Origin of the sequence: Leifsonia sp. NPDC058230 (assembly GCF_042882245.1) — a bacterium.
In the GTDB taxonomy this organism is placed as follows: domain Bacteria; phylum Actinomycetota; class Actinomycetes; order Actinomycetales; family Microbacteriaceae; genus Leifsonia.
Genome location: NZ_JBHVWM010000002.1, coordinates 25247 through 43329, shown reverse-complemented (window position 1 = coordinate 43329; position 18083 = coordinate 25247). Strand labels below are relative to the sequence as shown.

General features: G+C 67.3%; 20 protein-coding genes and 1 pseudogene. 17 read left to right on the top strand and 4 right to left on the bottom strand.

What is annotated here, in order from left to right; all coding sequences use genetic code 11:
* Nucleotides 1–16 precede the first annotated feature (16 nt).
* Nucleotides 17–1153 carry a glutamate--cysteine ligase gene (locus ACFVV0_RS05795; protein ID WP_387059619.1) on the bottom strand — a complete coding sequence of 379 codons (1137 nt, stop codon included), beginning with the start codon at nt 1151–1153 and terminating at the stop codon, nt 17–19.
* 184 nt (nt 1154–1337) lie between these two features.
* Here ACFVV0_RS05795 and rpsP point away from each other — a divergent pair, with 184 nt between their 5' ends.
* The 3 genes from rpsP to rimM are packed head-to-tail and all read left to right on the top strand — an operon-like array spanning nt 1338 to nt 2750.
* Nucleotides 1338–1823: a 30S ribosomal protein S16 gene (gene rpsP / locus ACFVV0_RS05790; RefSeq protein ID WP_387059616.1), complete on the top strand. Its 486-nt coding sequence runs from the start codon at nt 1338–1340 to the stop codon at nt 1821–1823.
* A 2-nt stretch (nt 1824–1825) separates the two neighbouring features.
* Nucleotides 1826–2062, top strand: coding sequence for an RNA-binding protein (locus tag ACFVV0_RS05785; RefSeq protein WP_223690251.1), 237 nt, complete (start codon nt 1826–1828; stop codon nt 2060–2062).
* A 1-nt stretch (nt 2063) separates the two neighbouring features.
* Complete coding sequence (gene rimM / locus ACFVV0_RS05780; RefSeq protein WP_387059613.1) at nt 2064–2750, top strand: ribosome maturation factor RimM; 687 nt, start codon at nt 2064–2066, stop codon at nt 2748–2750.
* 54 nt (nt 2751–2804) lie between these two features.
* Here rimM and ACFVV0_RS05775 read toward each other — a convergent pair whose 3' ends face one another.
* Complete coding sequence (locus tag ACFVV0_RS05775; RefSeq protein WP_387059610.1) at nt 2805–3467, bottom strand: GntR family transcriptional regulator; 663 nt, start codon at nt 3465–3467, stop codon at nt 2805–2807.
* Between the two features lie 91 nt (nt 3468–3558).
* Between ACFVV0_RS05775 and ACFVV0_RS05770 the strand changes: the two genes are divergently transcribed.
* Nucleotides 3559–4743 carry an MFS transporter gene (locus ACFVV0_RS05770; protein WP_387061714.1) on the top strand — a complete coding sequence of 395 codons (1185 nt, stop codon included), beginning with the start codon at nt 3559–3561 and terminating at the stop codon, nt 4741–4743.
* 28 nt (nt 4744–4771) lie between these two features.
* On the top strand, nt 4772–5464 hold the full coding sequence (gene trmD / locus ACFVV0_RS05765) for a tRNA (guanosine(37)-N1)-methyltransferase TrmD (protein WP_387059604.1): 693 nt from the start codon (nt 4772–4774) through the stop codon (nt 5462–5464).
* A 118-nt stretch (nt 5465–5582) separates the two neighbouring features.
* Here the strand turns inward: trmD and map are convergent, their stop codons facing one another.
* Nucleotides 5583–6350, bottom strand: coding sequence for a type I methionyl aminopeptidase (map, locus tag ACFVV0_RS05760; protein WP_387059601.1), 768 nt, complete (start codon nt 6348–6350; stop codon nt 5583–5585).
* Nucleotides 6351–6437: 87 nt separating this feature from the next.
* On the opposite strand from map, the gene ACFVV0_RS05755 reads away from it, so the two are divergent.
* The 9 genes from ACFVV0_RS05755 (at nt 6438) to ACFVV0_RS05715 (ending at nt 13667) form a co-directional block, all read left to right on the top strand.
* Nucleotides 6438–6932: a hypothetical protein gene (locus ACFVV0_RS05755; protein ID WP_387059598.1), complete on the top strand. Its 495-nt coding sequence runs from the start codon at nt 6438–6440 to the stop codon at nt 6930–6932.
* Nucleotides 6933–7138: 206 nt separating this feature from the next.
* On the top strand, nt 7139–7483 hold the full coding sequence (gene rplS, locus ACFVV0_RS05750) for a 50S ribosomal protein L19 (RefSeq protein ID WP_387059595.1): 345 nt from the start codon (nt 7139–7141) through the stop codon (nt 7481–7483).
* A gap of 98 nt (nt 7484–7581) precedes the next feature.
* Entirely contained in the window at nt 7582–8325 is a 744-nt protein-coding gene (gene lepB, locus ACFVV0_RS05745; RefSeq protein WP_387059593.1) for a signal peptidase I, read from the top strand.
* Nucleotides 8325–8987, top strand: a complete 663-nt coding sequence (locus ACFVV0_RS05740) for a ribonuclease HII (protein WP_387059591.1) — start codon at nt 8325–8327, stop codon at nt 8985–8987. Before lepB ends, ACFVV0_RS05740 begins: the two co-directional genes overlap by 1 nt.
* Nucleotides 8988–9016: 29 nt before the next feature.
* Nucleotides 9017–9340 (top strand): DUF2469 family protein, encoded by a 324-nt coding sequence (locus ACFVV0_RS05735; RefSeq protein ID WP_387059588.1) that lies wholly within the window; start codon nt 9017–9019, stop codon nt 9338–9340.
* A 99-nt stretch (nt 9341–9439) separates the two neighbouring features.
* Nucleotides 9440–9796 carry a YraN family protein gene (locus tag ACFVV0_RS05730; protein ID WP_387059585.1) on the top strand — a complete coding sequence of 119 codons (357 nt, stop codon included), beginning with the start codon at nt 9440–9442 and terminating at the stop codon, nt 9794–9796.
* A complete protein-coding gene (locus ACFVV0_RS05725) occupies nt 9796–11382 on the top strand; it encodes a YifB family Mg chelatase-like AAA ATPase (protein ID WP_387059582.1) in 1587 nt (528 codons plus the stop codon). The genes ACFVV0_RS05730 and ACFVV0_RS05725 overlap by 1 nt, the downstream gene beginning before the upstream one ends.
* Nucleotides 11379–12695 (top strand): DNA-processing protein DprA, encoded by a 1317-nt coding sequence (gene dprA, locus ACFVV0_RS05720; protein WP_387059579.1) that lies wholly within the window; start codon nt 11379–11381, stop codon nt 12693–12695. The genes ACFVV0_RS05725 and dprA overlap by 4 nt, the downstream gene beginning before the upstream one ends.
* Nucleotides 12696–12761: 66 nt before the next feature.
* Nucleotides 12762–13667, top strand: a complete 906-nt coding sequence (locus ACFVV0_RS05715) for a tyrosine recombinase XerC (RefSeq protein ID WP_387059576.1) — start codon at nt 12762–12764, stop codon at nt 13665–13667.
* On the opposite strand, the gene ACFVV0_RS05710 is transcribed toward ACFVV0_RS05715, so the two are convergent.
* Nucleotides 13640–14224 carry a murein hydrolase activator EnvC family protein gene (locus tag ACFVV0_RS05710; protein WP_387059573.1) on the bottom strand — a complete coding sequence of 195 codons (585 nt, stop codon included), beginning with the start codon at nt 14222–14224 and terminating at the stop codon, nt 13640–13642. The genes ACFVV0_RS05715 and ACFVV0_RS05710 overlap by 28 nt on opposite strands.
* A gap of 242 nt (nt 14225–14466) precedes the next feature.
* On the opposite strand from ACFVV0_RS05710, the pseudogene ACFVV0_RS05705 reads away from it, so the two are divergent.
* The 3 genes and pseudogenes from ACFVV0_RS05705 to tsf all read left to right on the top strand — a co-directional run.
* Nucleotides 14467–15981: pseudogene (locus tag ACFVV0_RS05705) on the top strand (sugar porter family MFS transporter); the annotation flags it as partial.
* Between the two features lie 232 nt (nt 15982–16213).
* A complete protein-coding gene (gene rpsB, locus ACFVV0_RS05700; RefSeq protein WP_387059570.1) occupies nt 16214–17179 on the top strand; it encodes a 30S ribosomal protein S2 in 966 nt (321 codons plus the stop codon).
* A 47-nt stretch (nt 17180–17226) separates the two neighbouring features.
* Nucleotides 17227–18054, top strand: a complete 828-nt coding sequence (gene tsf / locus ACFVV0_RS05695) for a translation elongation factor Ts (protein ID WP_387059567.1) — start codon at nt 17227–17229, stop codon at nt 18052–18054.
* Nucleotides 18055–18083 lie beyond the last annotated feature (29 nt).

Sequence of the window (18083 nt, the reverse complement as noted above, 5' to 3'; positions counted from 1 at the left end):
CTCCGCGCCGCCCAGCTCACCGAGGCAGTCCGTCGCGCAGTTCGTGGGTGAGCGAGCTGACGACCGCCTGCAGGCTTCCCCCGTTCGCTTCGGCGACAACGAGCTGCCGCTGGTAGCTCGCCCCCGCTTTCAGGATGGCGTCGACGGTCTCGAGCTCGGCCAGGCAGCCGAGTCGTTCGGCCACCGGCGAGAGGTCGACGACGAGGTCGCACAGTGCATCCGAGACGAGGCGCTCCTTGCCGTCCGGCGCGACGATGATCTCGGCATCGAGCCCGTAGCGGGCGGCGCGCCACTTGTTCTCCCGCACGAACCAGGGCTGCAGGGTGACCGGCTCCACTCCGTCGTCGAGCTGCCCGGACATCCGGTCGGTCAGGCAGTGGATGATCGCGGCGACGGCGCCGACCTCGTCCGCCGTCGACAGACCGTCGCACGCCCGCATCTCGACGGTTCCCCACTTCGGGGACGGGCGGATGTCCCAGCGCACCTCGGAGTGGTCGGTGACGACGCCGGTGGTCACCAGATCCTGCACGTACTCCTCGTAGTTCGCCCAGCTGCCGAACTGCCAGGGGAGACCTGCGGTCGGGAGCTGCTGGAACATCAGGGCCCGGTTCGACGCGTATCCCGTCCTCGCGCCACCCCAGTAGGGACTGGAGGCGCTCAGCGCCTGCAGGTGCGGGTAGTAGGTGAGCAGGCCGTTGACGATCGGAAGAGCCTTGTCCCGGTCGTCGATCCCGACGTGGACGTGGATGCCCCAGATCATCATCTGCCGTCCCCACCACTGCGTGCGGTCGAGCAGCCGGTCGTATCGCTCGTTCGGCGTGATTCGCTGGTCGTACCACTGAGCGAATGGATGCGTGCCCGCGCACATGAGCTCGACGCCGAGCGGATCGGTCACCGCGCGCACCAGGCCGATGAGCTCGCGCAGATCGGTGATGGCCGCCGGGACCGTGTGATGCACCCGGCTGACGAGCTCGATGGTGTTCTGCAGCAATTCGTGGGTGATCTGAGGATGTTCGCGGCCGTCGGGAGTGCCGAGCTCGCGCAGGACGTCGGCGGCGATGTTCACGAGGTCGCCGGTCGATCCGTCGACGAGTGCGAGTTCCCACTCGACACCGACGGTCGAGCGCTCGGATTCCGCGAATTCGATCTGCATGCTGGTCGTCCCCGTTCATCCGATTATTCAAGGGCGGCGATATCTGACAGAATAGCTAGTTGAGTTCCATGCTTGCCCGACCCTCTAATCAGGTTCGCACGGAAACCCTTAGACCTCCTGCCGAGTGTGCCCCCACGCTCACGGCAGTCAGTTCGTCAAACACCTCATACAACACAGGAGAATTGTGGCTGTCAAAATCCGTCTGAAGCGCCTCGGCAAGATCCGCGCTCCGTACTACCGCATCGTCGTCGCCGACTCGCGCACCAAGCGCGACGGTCGCGTCATCGAAGAGATCGGCCTCTACCACCCGACCGAGGAGCCCTCGGTCATCCAGGTCGACTCGGAGCGTGCTCAGTACTGGCTCGGCGTCGGCGCCCAGCCGAGCGAGCAGGTTCTCGCGCTGCTCAAGCTCACGGGCGACTGGGGCAAGTTCAAGGGCGACAAGAACGCCGTCAGCACCGTCAAGACCAAGGAAGCCAAGGCTGAGTTCCAGGTCGACGAGAAGAAGAAGCCGGTTTTGAAGCCCAAGGCCGAGAAGCCGGCCGAGGTCGCTGCTGAGGCAGAGGCCGTCGTCGAGGCAGAGGTCGAGGCCGAAGAAGCTGCTGAGGCCGAGGTCGTCGACGCCGCCGAAGAGATCACCGAAGCCGCTTCCGACGGCGAGAAGGCATAGCCTTGCTCGCACCCGCACTGGCGCACCTCGTCAAGGGGATCGTGGATCATCCCGACGACGTGCACGTCGTTGCAAAGAGTTCGCCCCGCGGCGAGGTCCTCGAGGTTCGTGTGAACCCCGAGGACCTCGGCCGGGTCATCGGCCGAGCCGGTCGCACCGCCAAGGCGCTGCGCACGCTCGTCGCCGCGCTGGCCGACGGGCGTCGCGTTCGCGTCGACGTCGTCGACACCGACGACTGAGGTGGCCGACCACAAGCTTCCCCCGGCTGACGGTCCACGGTCCGATCAGACCCAGCTCCGCGTCGGCCGGCTGGTCAAGGCGCACGGTCTCAAGGGCGCCATCAAGGTGGAGCTCTACACCGACGAGCCGGAGAAGCGATTCGTTCCGGGTGCGGTCTTCACCTTGCAGGTGCCGACCGCTTCGAAGTGGCACGGCAAGACGCTCGAGCTGACCGAGCTGCGCTGGTACAACGCGCACGCGGTCGGCTTCTTCAAGGGCGTCGACGACCGCTCGGAGGCGGAGACCCTGATCAAGGCGATCCTCTGGGTCAGTCAGGATCCGAAACAGCTCCCCGAAGAGGAGGACGCCTGGTACGACCACCAGCTGGTCGGCTTGGACGCCGTGCGCGACGGGGTCAAGGTGGGCCTGGTCGCCCGCGTCGATCACCTGCCCGCACAGGACCTGCTGGCGATCAAGACCGCAGACGGCGAGGTTCTCGTGCCGTTCGTCAAGGCGATCGTGCCGGAGGTCGATCTGGCCGCCGGAACACTGACACTGACGCCCCCGATCGGACTGTTCGAGGAGCTGCCCGACGACGATGACGACGAGCCCGTCGCGGAGAGCGACGGTGAGCCGCAGACCGAACCCGAGCCCGAGCCCGAGCCGCAGTCCGGGTCGGCGGACGGCGACGAGACGCCCGCGCGATAGACGACAGACGAAGAGCCCCGCCCATCCGGTCGGGGCTCTTCGCTTTCGCGGTGGTCAGCTGACGATCGCGAGGCCTCTCGCGCGGAGCGATCGCGTGTCCGCATCCAGGGCGGCGAGAAGCCGCTCGTGGGTGGCCACGATGTGCCGGTGGATGCAGTCGGCTGCGGCGTCCGCATCCCGCCTGGCGATGAGCTCCACGATCTCGCGGTGCTCCTCCCACGCCGTGCGCTTCGCCTGCTCCGTGCGTACTTCGAGCCAACGCGTCCGCGCCAGGCGTGTCATGGCCGAGTCGACGGCGTCAGCGAAGAAGTGGTTTCCCGACAGGCTCGCCAGCTCGACGTGGAAATGCGTTCCCGCGCTGACGCTCTGCTCGCGCGGGGCATCCACCTGGAACGCGCCGAGCCGGCCTCGCAGTGCTGCCACGTCCTCGTCGCTCGCCCGCGCGCAGCTGAGACGTGCGCCGGCTGTCTCGACCGCATCCCGCAACTCGCTGAGCCGCGAGATCTCGCCGAGGTCGATGGGGGAGACCTGCCAGGCACGGCCGTCGCGCTCGACCAGGCCGTCGGCCTCCAGGCGCATGAGCGCCGCGCGCAGCGGGGTTCGGGATGCTCCGAGCTCGGTCTCGAGGCCGCGCTCGGTGAGCCGCGCGCCCGGCGTCCTGTCGAGGTCGAGGATCTGACCGCGCAGGCGATCGTAGACATGCGATTGTTCGGCCACGGTGGTCCTTCGAATTGGTATACCAAACGGGTATACCGCTAAGGTATACCGCGTGAGAGCTACTCTAACGCGAACGCCCCGGCCCTGGTTGATGCTGAGCTTCGGCGTGGTCGCCCAGGCGAGCGCGACGGTCTTCGTGAGTACTCCCGCGTTCCTCATCCCGCTGCTCCACACCGAGCGGGGTCTCTCGCTTGCTCAGGCGGGCCTGCTCGCGTCCGCACCGACCCTCGGGCTCGTCATCACCCTCATCGCTTGGGGGGCTCTCAGCGACCGGATCGGGGAGCGGTGGGTCATCGCATCCGGTCTCGCCATCACCGCTGCGGCGGGTTTCGCCGCCATGTTCGCGAGCGACTACGTCAGCCTGGGTGCGCTGTTCCTGATCGGCGGCATGGCGTCGGCCAGTCCCAACGCTGCAAGCGGCCGGGTCGTGATCGGCTGGTTCCCGAAGGAACGCCGAGGGCTGGCGATGGGCATCCGCCAGATGTGCCAGCCGCTGGGCGTGGCCATCGCCGCACTGACCGTGCCTCAGCTCGCCGCCTCGGGCGGGATTGCGGCCGCTCTTGTCGTGCCTACGGTCCTTTGTGCGGTCTCGGCAGTGCTCTGCGCCGTGTGGATCGTCGACCCACCGAGACCACCGCGCCAGGCGGAGGGCGCGGATGCGCACCCCCAGGCACTGTGGCGGCCGTACCGCGAGACATCGCTGCTGTGGCGCATCCACGGTGTGTCGATGCTGCTCGTGATACCGCAGTTCACCGTGTCGACGTTCGGGCTGGTCTGGCTGGTGACGCAGCTGCACTTCTCCTCCCTCGCGGCCGGTGTGGTGATCGGCGTGAGCCAGTTCGCGGGGGCGCTGGGCCGGATCGGCGTCGGCGTGCTGAGCGACCGCGTCGGCAGCCACCTGCTCCCGCTGCGCTGGGTGTCCATCGCCGCGATCGCCGTCATGCTGTCGATGGCCGCCGCATCTTCGCTCGGTGCTGTCTGGGCCGCGGTGATCCTGATCGTCGCCGCCATCGTCACAGTCGCCGACAACGGACTCGCGTACACGTCGGTCGCCGAGATCGCCGGGCCGTTCTGGTCGGGCCGTGCGCTCGGAGCGCAGAACACCGGGCAGTTCCTGGCGGCGTCGATCGTCGGGCCGGCTGTAGGTGGGCTGATCACCCTGGTCGGCTATCCGTTCGCTTTCGCAGCCGTCGCGCTGTGCCCGGCCATCGCCACGCCCTTGGTGCCGCGCGATCGCGAACTCGAGGTGGTGCCGGCCGACGCCGTGACCGTCTGAGACGAACGCCGCCCATAGAATTCCAGTCATGCGCATCGACATCGTGACGATCTTCCCCGAGTTCTTCGATGTGCTCGACATCTCTCTGCTCGGCCGGGCGCGCCAGTCCGGGATCATCGAACTCGGCGTGCACGATCTTCGCGACCACGCCCACGACCGGCACCGCACTGTCGACGACACGCCGTACGGCGGCGGGGCGGGCATGGTCATGAAGCCGGAGCCGTGGGGGGAGTCGCTCGACGGCATCCTGGAGCAGAGTCCGGGCGACCCGCTCGTCATCTTCCCGTCGCCCGCGGGCGAGGTCTTCACGCAGGCGACTGCCAGGGAGCTCTCCGGGGAACAGCACCTGGTCTTCGGATGCGGGCGCTACGAGGGCATCGACCAGCGCGTCTTCGACGACACCGCATCCCGCGCCCGCGTTCGTCTCATGAGTATCGGCGACTACGTGCTCAACGGGGGAGAGGTCGCGACGATGGCCATGATCGAGGCGATCGGCCGGCTGATCCCCGGCGTCGTGGGCAACCCGGAGAGTCTGGTGCAGGAGTCTCATGAGGACGGCCTGCTCGAATATCCGAGCTACACCAAGCCGGCCGTCTGGCGCGAGCGTGAGGTGCCTCCGATCCTGGTCTCCGGCAACCACGGCGCGATCGCCGCCTGGCGCCGCCAGCAGCAACTCGACCGCACCGCCCGCGTGCGCCCGGACCTCCTGCCCCCTGCCTGAAGGCGCTCGCGCCGCGCTGCTGCGCCCGAACGCAATCGAGTACAGCCGAAATTCCGCCATACACTCCGGCGAAAGGGGCCTTCGGCTGGACTCGATTGCGTCGCGCTGCAGGCGCGGGTCAGTCGAGGGTGGTCAAGACGATCGGGCCGGATTCGGTGATCGCGATGGTGTGCTCGGAGTGGGCGCCGCGCGAGCCGTCGGCACTACGGAGGGTCCAGCCGTCGGGGTCGGTGAAGATCTGGTCGGTCGTCGCGAGGAACCACGGCTCGATCGCGATCACGAGACCGGGGCGGAGGGGGTAGCCCCGGCCTGCCCTGCCGTCATTCGGAACGTGCGGGTCACCGTGCATGGTGCGCCCGACCCCGTGGCCGCCGAACTGCGTGTTGATCGAGTAGCCCTCCGCGTGTGCGACCGCGGCGATCGCAGCCGAGATGTCGCCGATCTTGCCGCCGGGCTGCGCCGCTTCGATGCCGGCCGTGAGCGCACGGCGCGTCGTCTCGATGAGCCGCAGGTCTTCGTCGCGCGCCTCGCCGACGACGATGCTGACAGCGGAGTCGGCCACCCACCCGTCGACGCCGGCCGCGAAGTCCAGGCTGAGCAGGTCCCCGTCGCGCAGACGGTAGTCGTGCGGAAGGCCGTGCAGCACCGCATCGTTGACCGAGGTGCAGATGACCTTGCCGAACGGGCTCGCGCCGAACGACGGGTGGTAGTCGAGGTAGCTCGATTCGGCGCCGGCCGCACGGATGAGGTCGTGAGCGATCCTGTCGAGCTCCAGCAGGTTCGTACCTACCTTCGCCGCCGCGGCCGTCTGGCGCAGCACATCCGCCACGAATCGTCCCGCCGGGCGCATCTGCTCGATCTCGGCAGGGGTTCTCAGTTCGATCACGCAATCTCCTCTGGTGTCCAGAACAGTTTTTCACGCCCAGGGCGAACCCGCAGCCGCCGCACAGCCGAGCGCGGATACGCTGGTCGCGTGTTCATCCGCAAGGCGTTCTATTGGTGGCTCTTCCCGTCCGCCGTCGTCCTGCCCGTCTGGTTGCTGATCGGCTGGGCCGTCTTCCACCCGAGCGGCTGGGCGTTCGTCGGCCTGCTCGTGCTCTGCCCGATCCTGTTCCTCGCGTTGGTCGCCGTCGGCGGCATCATCTCGGCCCGCAAGACAGTGCGCGACGCCAAGGCGGTGTCCTGGTACGACGTCGGCCTGCTCACGGCCTGGCACGCGGCGATCGTCGTCTTCGGATGCTTCCTCCCCGGTGCCACCGGCTGGCTCGCCGTCCTCGGCATCCTCCTCGGCCTGGCGGCGTTCTGGGTCTCGCTCTGGGAGCTCGTCACCGAGGCTCGGATGCGCGTCAAGCAGACGTTCGAGGCCTACGAGCGTGCCGCGCAACAGCAGCAGGTCAATCGTCCGCCGGCCGGATTCACCGATGGCGGCGAGTACATCGTCATCGAGGAACGCCGCGACGACCACTGATCCCGTAGGCGGCACTTTGGCAAACGCCCCTGGTTCATGGCAGAATTGTTGTTTGTGCCGCGGCCAGGCTCTGCCACAGGGGAGCCAGCAATTCGCGCGGACGCCCCTTAACCGATAACCCGGACTCTGCCGGCGCGGAATGCCGCGCGACAGAAGTCCCCAAAGTCCGTCCTCGACCTGTGGCGGGTACAGAGAGCGAACGAGCAATGCATATTCTCGACCAGGTGGATGCTGCTTCACTGAAGCAGGACATCCCGGCCTTCCGCGCCGGAGACACCGTCAAGGTTCACGTCAACATCATCGAGGGAACCCGCTCTCGTATCCAGGTCTTCCAGGGCGTCGTCATCGGCCGCTCGGGCGAAGGCGTCCGCGAGACCTTCACGGTTCGCAAGGTCAGCTTCCAGGTCGGCGTCGAGCGTACCTTCCCGGTGCACTCGCCCGTCATCGACCACATCGAGGTCGTCACCCGCGGCGACGTGCGTCGCGCGAAGCTGTACTACCTTCGCGAGCTGCGTGGCAAGAAGGCGAAGATCAAAGAGAAGCGCTCCTAGAGCCTCGCGCTTCGGCGCGACGCCTCGACGCGCGGCTCTGACAGAGCCGTTCCTGAGCTCCCGGTCCTCTACACTGGACCGGGAGCTCAGGCGGTTAAATGACGGAAGAATCTGCGCCCACCCGGTCCGACCGCGTGGCGAGGGAGAGACGCGGCAGACGTCGCAGCACGAAACTCTTCGTGCGGGACATCCTCATCATCTTCGTGGTGGCCGTCCTCGTCTCCTTCCTCATCAAGACCTTCGTGGTGCGGTCGTTCTACATTCCCTCGGCGTCGATGGAGAACACGCTTCAGATCAACGACCGGATCGTCGTGAACGAGCTGGAGCCCGGTCTGGTCCCGATCAGCCACGGCGACGTCGTCGTGTTCCGGGACCCGGGCGGCTGGTTGCCGCCGGAGCCTCCGAGCACCCGAAATCCGATCGCCGCCGCGATCGATTCGGCCCTCACCTTCATCGGGCTGTCGGCCGCCGACAGCAACGACCACCTCATCAAGCGGGTCATCGGTCTGCCGGGGGACCACGTCACCTGCTGCAATGCGCTCGGGCAGATCTCGGTGAACGGCACTCCCCTCAAGGAGCCGTACATCCTCGTCCCGCCGGGCCAGACCAAGGCAGCGACCGTGGATTTCGATGTGACCGTGCCTGCGGGCGAACTCTGGGTGATGGGCGATAATCGTTACAACTCGCAAGACTCGTCGCGCAACCAGAACCTGCCGGGCAAGGGTTTCGTGCCGATCGATCACGTCGTCGGGCGTGCGTTCGTGATCAGCTGGCCCATCCCCCGCTGGGCGTGGCTCGACAATTATCCCGAGGTTTTCCAAGGAGTGGAGGACGGCAAGTGATGACGCCGATCAGCCCGACGCTCCGGTTCGAGAAGTCCTTGTACCGCGACGGCGTCACCTCGATCATCGCCTGCGACGAGGTGGGCCGTGGCGCTCTCGCCGGTCCGGTCGCCGTCGGGATGGTGATGATCGACACCGCGGTGAAACGGATGCCCACCGGGCTCCGTGACTCCAAGCTGCTCCCCGAGCCGACGCGTGAGGCGCTCGAGCCGCTCTGTCGCAAGTGGGTCCTGCACTCCGCCGTCGGTCTGGCCTCTGCGGCCGAGGTCGACTCGCTCGGGATCATGCGCTGCCTGGGTCTCGCCGGCGCGCGCGCTCTCGCTCTGCTGGAAGCGGGCGGGGTCGACGTTTCGACGAGCACGCTCATTCTCGACGGCAACTACGACTACCTCAACCCGGCACTGTACCGGCCCGCCCGCGTGGTCACGCGGATCAAGGCCGACAGGGATTGCGCATCCGTCGCCGCAGCATCCGTCATTGCAAAGGTGCATCGCGATCGCATGATGATCGCGCACGATGCCGACTACCCCGGATACGGCTGGGTGACGAACAAGGGTTACTCGAGCCGGGAGCATTTCGATGCCATCGCCGAGCTCGGGCCGAGCTCGCTGCACCGCCTGACCTGGCTCAAAGAGGCAGCGACGCTCGCCATGCCAACATAAGGCACAGTCCGGCATAGACTTGACGGACGATGGATGATGACGAGTTCGACGACTACGACCGCGAGGTCGAGTTGGCTTTGTACCGCGAGTATCGGGACGTCGTCTCGCAGTTCAAGTATGTGATCGAGACCGAGCGGCGGTTCTACCTCGCCAACGAGGTGGAGTTCGTGCGCCGGGACACCGAGCACGACTTCTACTTCGAGTTGACGATGAACGACGTCTGGGTCTGGGATGTCTATCGTTCCGATCGCTTCGTGAAGTCTGTGCGCGTGCTGACGTTCAAGGACGTCAACATCGAGGAGCTCTCCAGCAAGGAGTTCGAGCTTCCGAAGGAACTCGCACTCGACGAGTAGCTCCTCCACAAGCATCCGCCCGGTTGAGTTCTCCACCGATGTCGTGCGCATCGGCCGCCACCGTCTCCCGCCCCCGAAGCTGGGTTCGGGAGGCAGAAAATGGCAGCGAAAGACGAGCTCGGCAGGCGCGGCGAAGACGTAGCGGCACGGTGGTTCGAACAGCACGGGTACACGATCGTGGAGCGCAATTGGCGTTGCCGCATCGGTGAACTCGATCTGGTGCTCACGCACGGCGAGATGACCGTGTTCGCGGAGGTGAAGACGCGCACATCGGTGGCCTACGGCCATCCGTTTGAAGCGATCACTCCGCAGAAGACTCGGCGATTGCGACAGCTCGCCGCGGAGTGGTGCCGGCAGAACGAGCCGGGCACGGGCGGAATCCGCGTGGACGCGGTCGCGGTCGTGGATGCGTGGAGCGCAGCACCGCAGGTCGAGCACGTGAGCGGAATCGCCTGATGACGCTCGGGCGCACGTACGCGATCGCATTGAACGGGATCCGGGGCGAACTCGTCGAAGTCGAGGCCGACATCGCCGCGGGTCTGCCGATGTTCGTACTGATCGGGTTGCCAGACACTGCTCTCGGAGAATCGCGCAAGCGAGTGGTCGCTGCGGCTGTGAACGCCGGTTGCCCGCTCACGCAGCGCAAGCTCACGATCAACCTGTCGCCGGCGGCTCTGCGCAAGCAGGGCTCGGCGTTCGATCTCGCCATTGCGATTGCGGCACTGGCTGCCGCGGGAGACGTCTCGGGGGAGTCGACGGCGCGAGTGGTGCATCTCGGCGAGCTGGGACTCGATGGGAGGTTGCGCCCGGTGCCGGGCATTCTTCCGTCAGTCGTCGCCGCTCGGGCCGCTGGATTCGAGCGGGTGATGGTGCCGGCGGCGAATCGCGACGAGGCAGCGCTCGTCGATGGGATCGAGGTGACGGGCGTTGCCTCGCTTCGTGAAGCCGCGATCTGGCACGGCAGCGATCTCGAGCCCGTCGAGTCGGTGGAGCCGGCCGTGGTCGTCGCCTCGGAGGGCCCATCCGAGCCCGCGTCCGAACTGGACATGACCGAGGTGATCGGCAACGACGAGGTCGTCGATGCGCTCGTCGTCGCTGCCGCCGGAGGCCATCATGTCTCGATGATCGGGCCGCCCGGAGCAGGCAAGACGATGCTCGCCGCCCGCCTGCCGAGCATCCTCCCCGACCTGACCGACCAGCAGGCACTCGAGGTGAGTTCGATCCGTTCGCTCGCCGGTGGCGGAATCGGTCGTGAGCTCGTGCGCAGACCGCCCTTCGAGGCACCGCACCACACCGCATCGCCCGCTTCGCTGGTGAGCGGGGGAACGAGTCGCATCGTTCCGGGAGCGATCGTTCGTGCCTCGCACGGTGTCCTCCTACTCGACGAGGCAGCCGAGTTCCGCGCGGGCGTGCTCGATGCGCTGCGCCAGCCACTCGAATCCGGATCGATCACGATTCACCGGATGGTCGGTACCGCCGTGTTCCCGGCGCGGTTCCAGCTCGTGCTCGCAGCGAATCCGTGCCCGTGCGGGCTGTACGGCTCACCGGACGAGGAATGCACCTGCACGCCGATCGTGCGCCGACGCTACCTGGCGAAGCTGTCCGGTCCATTGCTCGACCGGATCGACATCCGTCTGACCGTGCGACGGCTGGGCCTCGCAGCGCTGCGTGCGACAGCGGACAGCGCCGACAGCACCGAGAGTGCTCCCGAAGCGGGAGGGGCCTCCGCTCCTTCACGGAGCAGCATCGGGTTGCGCAATCAGGTCGTGCATGCCCGTGCGGTGGCGGCCGAGCGACTGGCAGGCACATCCTGGACGCGCAATGCGGATGTGCCAGGAAGCTGGATGCGTGCTCGCGGCCGTCGGCTTCCCCCGACGGCGACGGCCGCTCTCGACCGCGCGCTCGAACGCGGCGCACTGACGATGCGCGGCTACGACCGCACACTGAGGCTCGCCTGGACGCTCGCGGATCTCGATACCGCAGCCGCCCCGACGTCGCATCATCTCGGGGCGGCACTCTTCCTGCGCCGGGGTATCGCATGACCCGCCTGTTGGAGCTCGACAATCGCGAGCTCCATCGCATTCTCGCGCCGGTCACTCCGCCCGCCCTGGGGGTCGACCTCTCGGATGCGACCGGGCTGACGAATCGCTTCGCGACCGCGGCCCTCTCCACACTCGTCGAGCCTGGCGACACGGACGCGGCCCTGGTGATCGCCACTCTCGGGGCATCGACCGCGCTGACGGCGATCGTGGAGCGGTGGGCGACCGACCGCATCCTCCGGACCGTCGCTGAGATCGATGAGGGCGCGGCGGCCGTGCTCGGGGGTCGGTCCCGTGCTCGGGGTCCTCGTGACGTCGCACCGCCGACAGAGGAGGTCGGCCCCGTCACCCGACTCGACGAGGCGCTCGAACGGTGGCTGCCGCGCCTCTCACTGCGAGCATCCGTCCGGTCCCTCGAAGCGGCCGCCAACGTGGGGGCGGTGTTCGTGATCCCCGACGACGAACTCTGGCCGACTGGATTCGGAGACCTCGGCGAAGGTGCCCCGATCGGTCTGTGGGTGCGAGGCCGAGTCGAGTCGCTGACTGCGTGCGATCGATCCATTGCGCTCGTCGGCGCTCGGGCGGCCACCGGATACGGTGAGCACGTTGCGATGGAGTCAGCTGCCGGCCTCGCCGACCGTGGCTTCGCCGTCGTGTCCGGCGGCGCCTACGGAATCGACGGGGCGGCGCACCGCGCCGCGCTGGCCAGCGATCAGACGACCATTGCGTTCCTCGCCGGCGGGGTGGACCGCCTCTACCCGGCAGGGCACACGGCCCTCCTCACCAGGATCGCAGAACACGGTCTCCTGGTCGGTGAACTCCCGTGTGGTTCCTCGCCGACGAAATGGCGCTTCCTCCAGCGGAATCGACTGATCGCAGCGGCGAGCCGCGCGACGGTCGTCGTCGAAGCCGGCCGCCGGTCGGGATCGCTGAACACTGCCGGGCACGCTGCAGCGATCGGCCGTCCGCTCGGTGCCGTTCCCGGCCCGGTCACCTCGCCGGCGTCAGCAGGCTGCCACCGGCTGATTCAGGAATACGGCGCTGCTTGCGTCACCTCTGCGGCCGAGATGGCTGAATTGACAGGCATCGCCGAGCCTCTCGGGGACGTCGCCGGGGCCGGGTCGGTCGACGGCGTGCGCCTCCGGGTGCTCGACGCGCTGAGTCCTCGCACGCCGCGGACGGTGCGGGAGGTGGCGACACGAGCGGGCATGTCCGAGCGCGACGCGATCTCCACGCTCGGGCTGCTCGACGTCGAATCGCTGGCCAGCGAACGTGAGGCAGGCTGGATCAAGGCGCCGCCGCAGCGAGAGCGGTGACGGCGTCCGCGCACGGTTGGGTGCGTCGCTCCGCGGAAACGCCGACGGACGGGGGAGCCTAGACAGGTGGAGCTTGAGCGCGCGATCGAGGACTACACCGTGCACCTCGCGGTCGAACGGGGGTATTCGGCGCAAACCGTGCGCGCCTACCGGTCCGACCTGCAGGCGTTGGCCGGGTTCGCCAGGGGACGCGACAAGCACACTACGTCCGACATCACCCTCGACCTCCTCCGAGACTGGCTCTGGACCGCCGCCCAGGAAGGCCGCTCGAAGGCCACCCTCGCAAGGCGTTCGGCCTCCGCCCGCGGATTCACCGCCTGGCTCACCCGGACCGGAAATGAAGCAGTCGATCCTGCCCTGCGGCTGCGCTCCCCGAAACCCGACAAGACGCTGCCCCGGGTGGTGAACCGCTCCCAGATGGCGGGGATGCTCGACGCCCTGGCGGCCCAGGCGGCCGACGGGGAACCGGGCGCCGTGCGAGATCAGGCCGTGATCGAGCTCCTGTACGCGTCCGGCATCCGGGTGTCGGAATTGACCGGGCTCGACGTGGACGATGTCGACCTGGAGCGCCTCACTGTGCGGGTGCTCGGAAAAGGGTCGAAGGAGCGCGTCGTGCCATTCGGTGTTCCCGCACGGAATGCGCTGGTCGGCTACATCGGAACCGCCCGCCGAGCGCTGGCCGTCCCGGGCTCCGGCCCGGCGCTCTTCCTCGGTGCACGCGGCGGAAGGCTCGGGACCCGCGCCGTGTACGACCTGGTGGCGGGACTCCTCGTCGAGATACCCGGTGGCGGACCCGCCGGCCCGCACGCTCTCCGCCACACGGCCGCGACCCACCTGCTCGACGGCGGCGCCGACCTGCGGGCCGTGCAGGAGCTGCTCGGGCACGCGAGCCTCGGTACCACCCAGATCTACACGCATGTATCGACCGAGCGGCTGAAAGAGAGCTACCGGATTGCCCACCCCCGTGCGTGAGCCGGACCCCCTGTGCTCGCGACCGCGCGCTGCAGGGGGAGGAGCACCGCCCGAGGTATCCGGTCGAAGAACAGCAAGGGCGAAACATACGCCCCGTCGATCCTGACCCCGACGTGCAGGCAGCGCGCATCGCAATGCCCACCGGATGCAACCACACCGATGGACTCACCGGCAGGAACGGTCGCCCCGACCTCCAGCGCAGAGGCGCGCGAGCCGGCCCCCGCAACCGGCTCGTAGCTCGAGAGCACACCGCCGCCGTGATCGAGCGTCACCACCGGGCGGTCCACCACGGTCCCGACGAAGTACACGATCCCATCCGCGGGCGCGTACACCGGCGTACCGGATCCTGCCGCGAGGTCGAGCCCGCGATGACCGGCCGCATACGGTGTCGGGGGAGCCTCGAACCCGCGAACGACCGACACCGGATGCAGCGGCCAGGCCCACCGCGGTGTCTGCGCCAGGGCGACCGGTTCAGCGGAGACCCCGCCCGAACCGAGGGTGACAACCGCCACCGTCACCATCGCGGCCACGACCGCTTTCAGCGCCCTGGTCCTCACGACCGACCACCCCCTTCATCCGACCACCAGCCTGCCGAGCGGCGCTCGCAGGTGCGCGTTCGGTCGCGCAACCGGTGGAGAACTCACCTCCTCGAGGGTGTGTGGAGAAGGCGCGTCAAGACGGGATCTCGGATGCTGCGATGTGCGAGCATCCGGGGACTTGTCTGGAAGATGGTGCGGAGTAGCTTGGAAATGCCGGTCGTCCGTGGCACCCACCAGGAGCACACTCGGAGCGGCACACGAGCGCAAAAGGGGTCTTCATGTCTGACGAGCAGAGCAACACCTCCGCCTCCTCTCAAGAGAACATTCCACAACCCACCGGGGCGATGCGGCGCAAGGTGGTCGGGCTGGCCATCGCGGCCGCCGTCGGCGGCTTCCTCTTCGGGTTCGATTCCTCCGTCGTGAACGGCGCCGTCGACTCGATCCAGACGCACTTCGCGCTGAACGCCCTCGTCACCGGTTTCATCGTCGCGATCGCATTGCTCGGCTGCGCCGTCGGCGCCTACATCGCCGGGCGGCTCGCCGACCGCTGGGGTCGTTTGAAAGTCATGCTGCTCGGTGCCGTGATGTTCTTCGTGAGCTCCATCGGTGCTGGGCTCGCGTTCTCCGCCTGGGACCTCGGACTCTGGCGTGTCGTCGGCGGCCTCGGGATCGGGATCGCCTCGGTCGTCGCTCCCGCCTACATCGCCGAGATCGCGCCCAAGCAATCGCGCGGCGGACTGGCGTCGCTGCAGCAGCTCGCGATCACGATCGGTATCTTCGTCGCGCTCCTCTCCGACGCGCTCCTCGCCGGTATCGCAGGTTCCGCCTCCAACGAGCTCTGGCTGGGTCTCGAGGCCTGGCGCTGGATGTTCCTCGTCGGTGTGATCCCGTCGATCGTCTACGGGATCATCGCGCTGACGCTGCCCGAGTCGCCGCGATATCTTCTGGCGATCGGCAAGCACGACGAAGCGCGCAAGATCTTCGAGACGCTGGTCCCGGAGAGCGATGTCGACCGTCAGGTCAAGGACATCGAGGACTCGATCGCCCAAGACAAAGAAGGCCTCAAGGCGACACTGCGCGGCGACCGGTTCGGTTTGAAACCGATCGTCTGGATCGGCATCATCCTGTCGATCTTCCAGCAGTTCGTCGGGATCAACGTGATCTTCTACTACTCGACCACTCTGTGGCGCGCGGTCGGCTTCACGGAGAGCAACTCGCTCCTCATCACAGTGATCACCTCGGTGACGAACGTGCTCGTGACGATCGTGGCCATCCTCCTGGTCGACCGGGTCGGGCGTCGTCCGATCCTGATGACGGGTTCGATCGGCATGGCGGTCTCGCTCGCGACGATGGCGCTGGCGTTCTCCTTCGCGGAGAAGGAGAACGGTGTCGTGAGCCTGCCCGGCGGGTGGGGGCCGATCGCGCTCATCGCTGCGAACCTCTTCGTCGTCTGCTTCGGCGCATCCTGGGGCCCGCTCGTGTGGGTGCTGCTGGGGGAGATCTTCCCGACGAAGATCCGTGCGAAGGCGCTCGGTGTCGCCGCAGCCGCGCAGTGGATCGCGAACTTCCTGGTCACGGTCAGTTTCCCGCCCCTGGCGGACTTCTCATTGACCTTCACGTACGGGATGTACGCGGCCTTCGCCCTGCTCTCCTTCCTGTTCGTGTTCTTCAAGATCCCGGAGACCAAGGGAATGGCACTCGAGAACGCCGAATCGGTGTTCGCGAATTCGGGGAGGACCCGCGCTGCCCGGGTGCACTCCGGAGACTCGGCATAGCCGCGTTCCTGATAGGATGACTGCAGCACTCCGCTCGTCGGGGTGACTACGCGTGCCCACTCGGGCTAACGCCATCCATCGGTCTTCACAATTCTCGCAGGTCATCCTGTCGCGGAGCGGGGAGCGGATGTGCGTCCCGGGCACCAGGAGTGGCGGCCGTCCGGTCGTCGCAGTCAACCGCAACAGCATCCGTGCGCCGAGGCTCACGGATGCGAGAAAAGGAGAACGGCAAATGGCCGTTGTAACCATGCGCCAGCTGCTCGACAGCGGCGTCCACTTCGGACACCAGACCCGTCGCTGGAACCCGAAGATGAAGCGATTCATCCTCACCGAGCGCTCGGGCAGCTACATCATCGACCTGCAGCAGTCGCTCGCGTACATCGACAAGACCTACGAGTTCGTCCGCGAGACCGTCGCCCACGGCGGCACCATCCTCTTCGTCGGCACGAAGAAGCAGGCCCAGAACGCGATCGCCGAGCAGGCGACCCGCGTCGGCCAGCCCTACGTCAACCAGCGCTGGCTCGGTGGCCTCCTCACCAACTTCCAGACGGTGTCGAAGCGTCTCGCCCGCATGAAGGAGCTCGAGGAGCTCGACTTCGAAGGCACCACGAGTGGCTTCACCAAGAAGGAACTCCTCATCAAGAAGCGCGAGCTCGACAAGCTGCACAAGTCGCTCGGCGGAATCCGCAACCTCGCCAAGACGCCGAGTGCGCTCTGGGTCGTGGACACCAAAAAGGAGCACCTCGCGATCGACGAGGCCAAGAAGCTGGGCATCCCGGTCATCGGTATCCTCGACACCAACTGCGACCCCGATGAGGTGCAGTACCCGATCCCGGGCAACGACGACGCGATCCGTTCCGTCGGCCTGCTCACGCGCATCGTCGCAGACGCCGCCGCCGAGGGCCTGATCCAGCGCCACCAGAAGCCCGAAGAGGGCGCCGAGCCGGCCGAGCCGCTCGCCGAGTGGGAGCAGGAGCTCCTGGGTGCCTCCGGCGAAGAGTTCCAGGCCAGCGCCGAGACCGAGAAGGCCGCTGACGCCGACCTCGCCGAGGCCAAGGCGGATTCCGCCGAGGTCGTCGCCGAGGGCGAGACCGTCGCCGAAGCCATCGCCGAGACCGAAGCCGCCGACGAGGCTGCCGCGGTCGCGACCGACGACGCCACCGAGGCTGTCGTCGAGGCTGAGACCGAAGCCAAGTAGTCCCGGCTCACACAACGTACATTTCGACAGAAGGTTCTTAGACGAACATGGCAAACATCAGCATCGCTGACATCAAGGCCCTGCGCGAGCAGCTCGGCACGGGCATGGTCGACACCAAGAAGGCGCTCGAGGAGGCCGATGGCGACATCGAGAAGGCCACCGAGATCCTGCGCCTGAAGGGTGCGAAGGGCAACGCCAAGCGCGCCGACCGCTCCACGAGCGAAGGTCTCGTCGCCGCCAAGGAGAACAGCACCACTGCAACGATGATCGAACTCGCGTGCGAGACCGACTTCGTCGCCAAGGGTGACAAGTTCATCGCCCTCTCCGAGAAGGTGCTCGACGCGGTGACCGCTGCGGGCGCCACCACGGTCGAGGAGGGCCTCGCGGCTCCCGCCGGCAGCAAGACCGTCGCCGAGCTCATCGGTGACGAGGCCGCCATCCTCGGCGAGAAGGTGGAGCTGCGCCGCATCGCCGTCGTCTCCGGCGAGCACTTCGCGATCTACCTGCACAAGACCTCCAAGGACCTGCCCCCGCAGGTCGGTGTCGTTCTCGGCTACGCCGGCGACGACGCGGAGACCGCGCGCAGCATTGCGCAGCACATCTCGTTCGCCAACCCGGAGTACCTCACGCGTGAGGACGTTCCGGCTGACGCCGTCGAGAACGAACGGCGCATCGTCGAGGAGATCTCCCGCAACGAGGGCAAGCCCGAGGCCGCCCTGCCGAAGATCATCGAGGGTCGCCTCGGTGCCTACTTCAAGCAGGTCGCTCTTCTCGAGCAGGACTACGCCAAAGACAACAAGCTGAGCATCAGCCAGGTCGTCAAGGATGCGGGCATCACCATCTCGGGCTTCGCCCGTTTCAAGGTCGGCGCCTAACAGCCTCATGAAGGAGTCCGGATCGTTTT

Excerpts from the sequence above, each read along its gene's own strand:
- ACFVV0_RS05795 (WP_387059619.1), bottom strand. The coding sequence starts at position 1,153 with ATGCAGATCGAATTCGCGGAATCCGAGCGCTCGACCGTCGGTGTCGAG.
- ACFVV0_RS05770 (WP_387061714.1), top strand. The coding sequence starts at position 3,559 with ATGCTGAGCTTCGGCGTGGTCGCCCAGGCGAGCGCGACGGTCTTCGTG.
- trmD (WP_387059604.1), top strand. The coding sequence starts at position 4,772 with ATGCGCATCGACATCGTGACGATCTTCCCCGAGTTCTTCGATGTGCTC.
- rplS (WP_387059595.1), top strand. The coding sequence starts at position 7,139 with ATGCATATTCTCGACCAGGTGGATGCTGCTTCACTGAAGCAGGACATC.
- lepB (WP_387059593.1), top strand. The coding sequence starts at position 7,582 with ATGACGGAAGAATCTGCGCCCACCCGGTCCGACCGCGTGGCGAGGGAG.
- ACFVV0_RS05740 (WP_387059591.1), top strand. The coding sequence starts at position 8,325 with ATGACGCCGATCAGCCCGACGCTCCGGTTCGAGAAGTCCTTGTACCGC.
- ACFVV0_RS05735 (WP_387059588.1), top strand. The coding sequence starts at position 9,017 with ATGGATGATGACGAGTTCGACGACTACGACCGCGAGGTCGAGTTGGCT.
- ACFVV0_RS05730 (WP_387059585.1), top strand. The coding sequence starts at position 9,440 with ATGGCAGCGAAAGACGAGCTCGGCAGGCGCGGCGAAGACGTAGCGGCA.
- ACFVV0_RS05725 (WP_387059582.1), top strand. The coding sequence starts at position 9,796 with ATGACGCTCGGGCGCACGTACGCGATCGCATTGAACGGGATCCGGGGC.
- dprA (WP_387059579.1), top strand. The coding sequence starts at position 11,379 with ATGACCCGCCTGTTGGAGCTCGACAATCGCGAGCTCCATCGCATTCTC.
- rpsB (WP_387059570.1), top strand. The coding sequence starts at position 16,214 with ATGGCCGTTGTAACCATGCGCCAGCTGCTCGACAGCGGCGTCCACTTC.
- tsf (WP_387059567.1), top strand. The coding sequence starts at position 17,227 with ATGGCAAACATCAGCATCGCTGACATCAAGGCCCTGCGCGAGCAGCTC.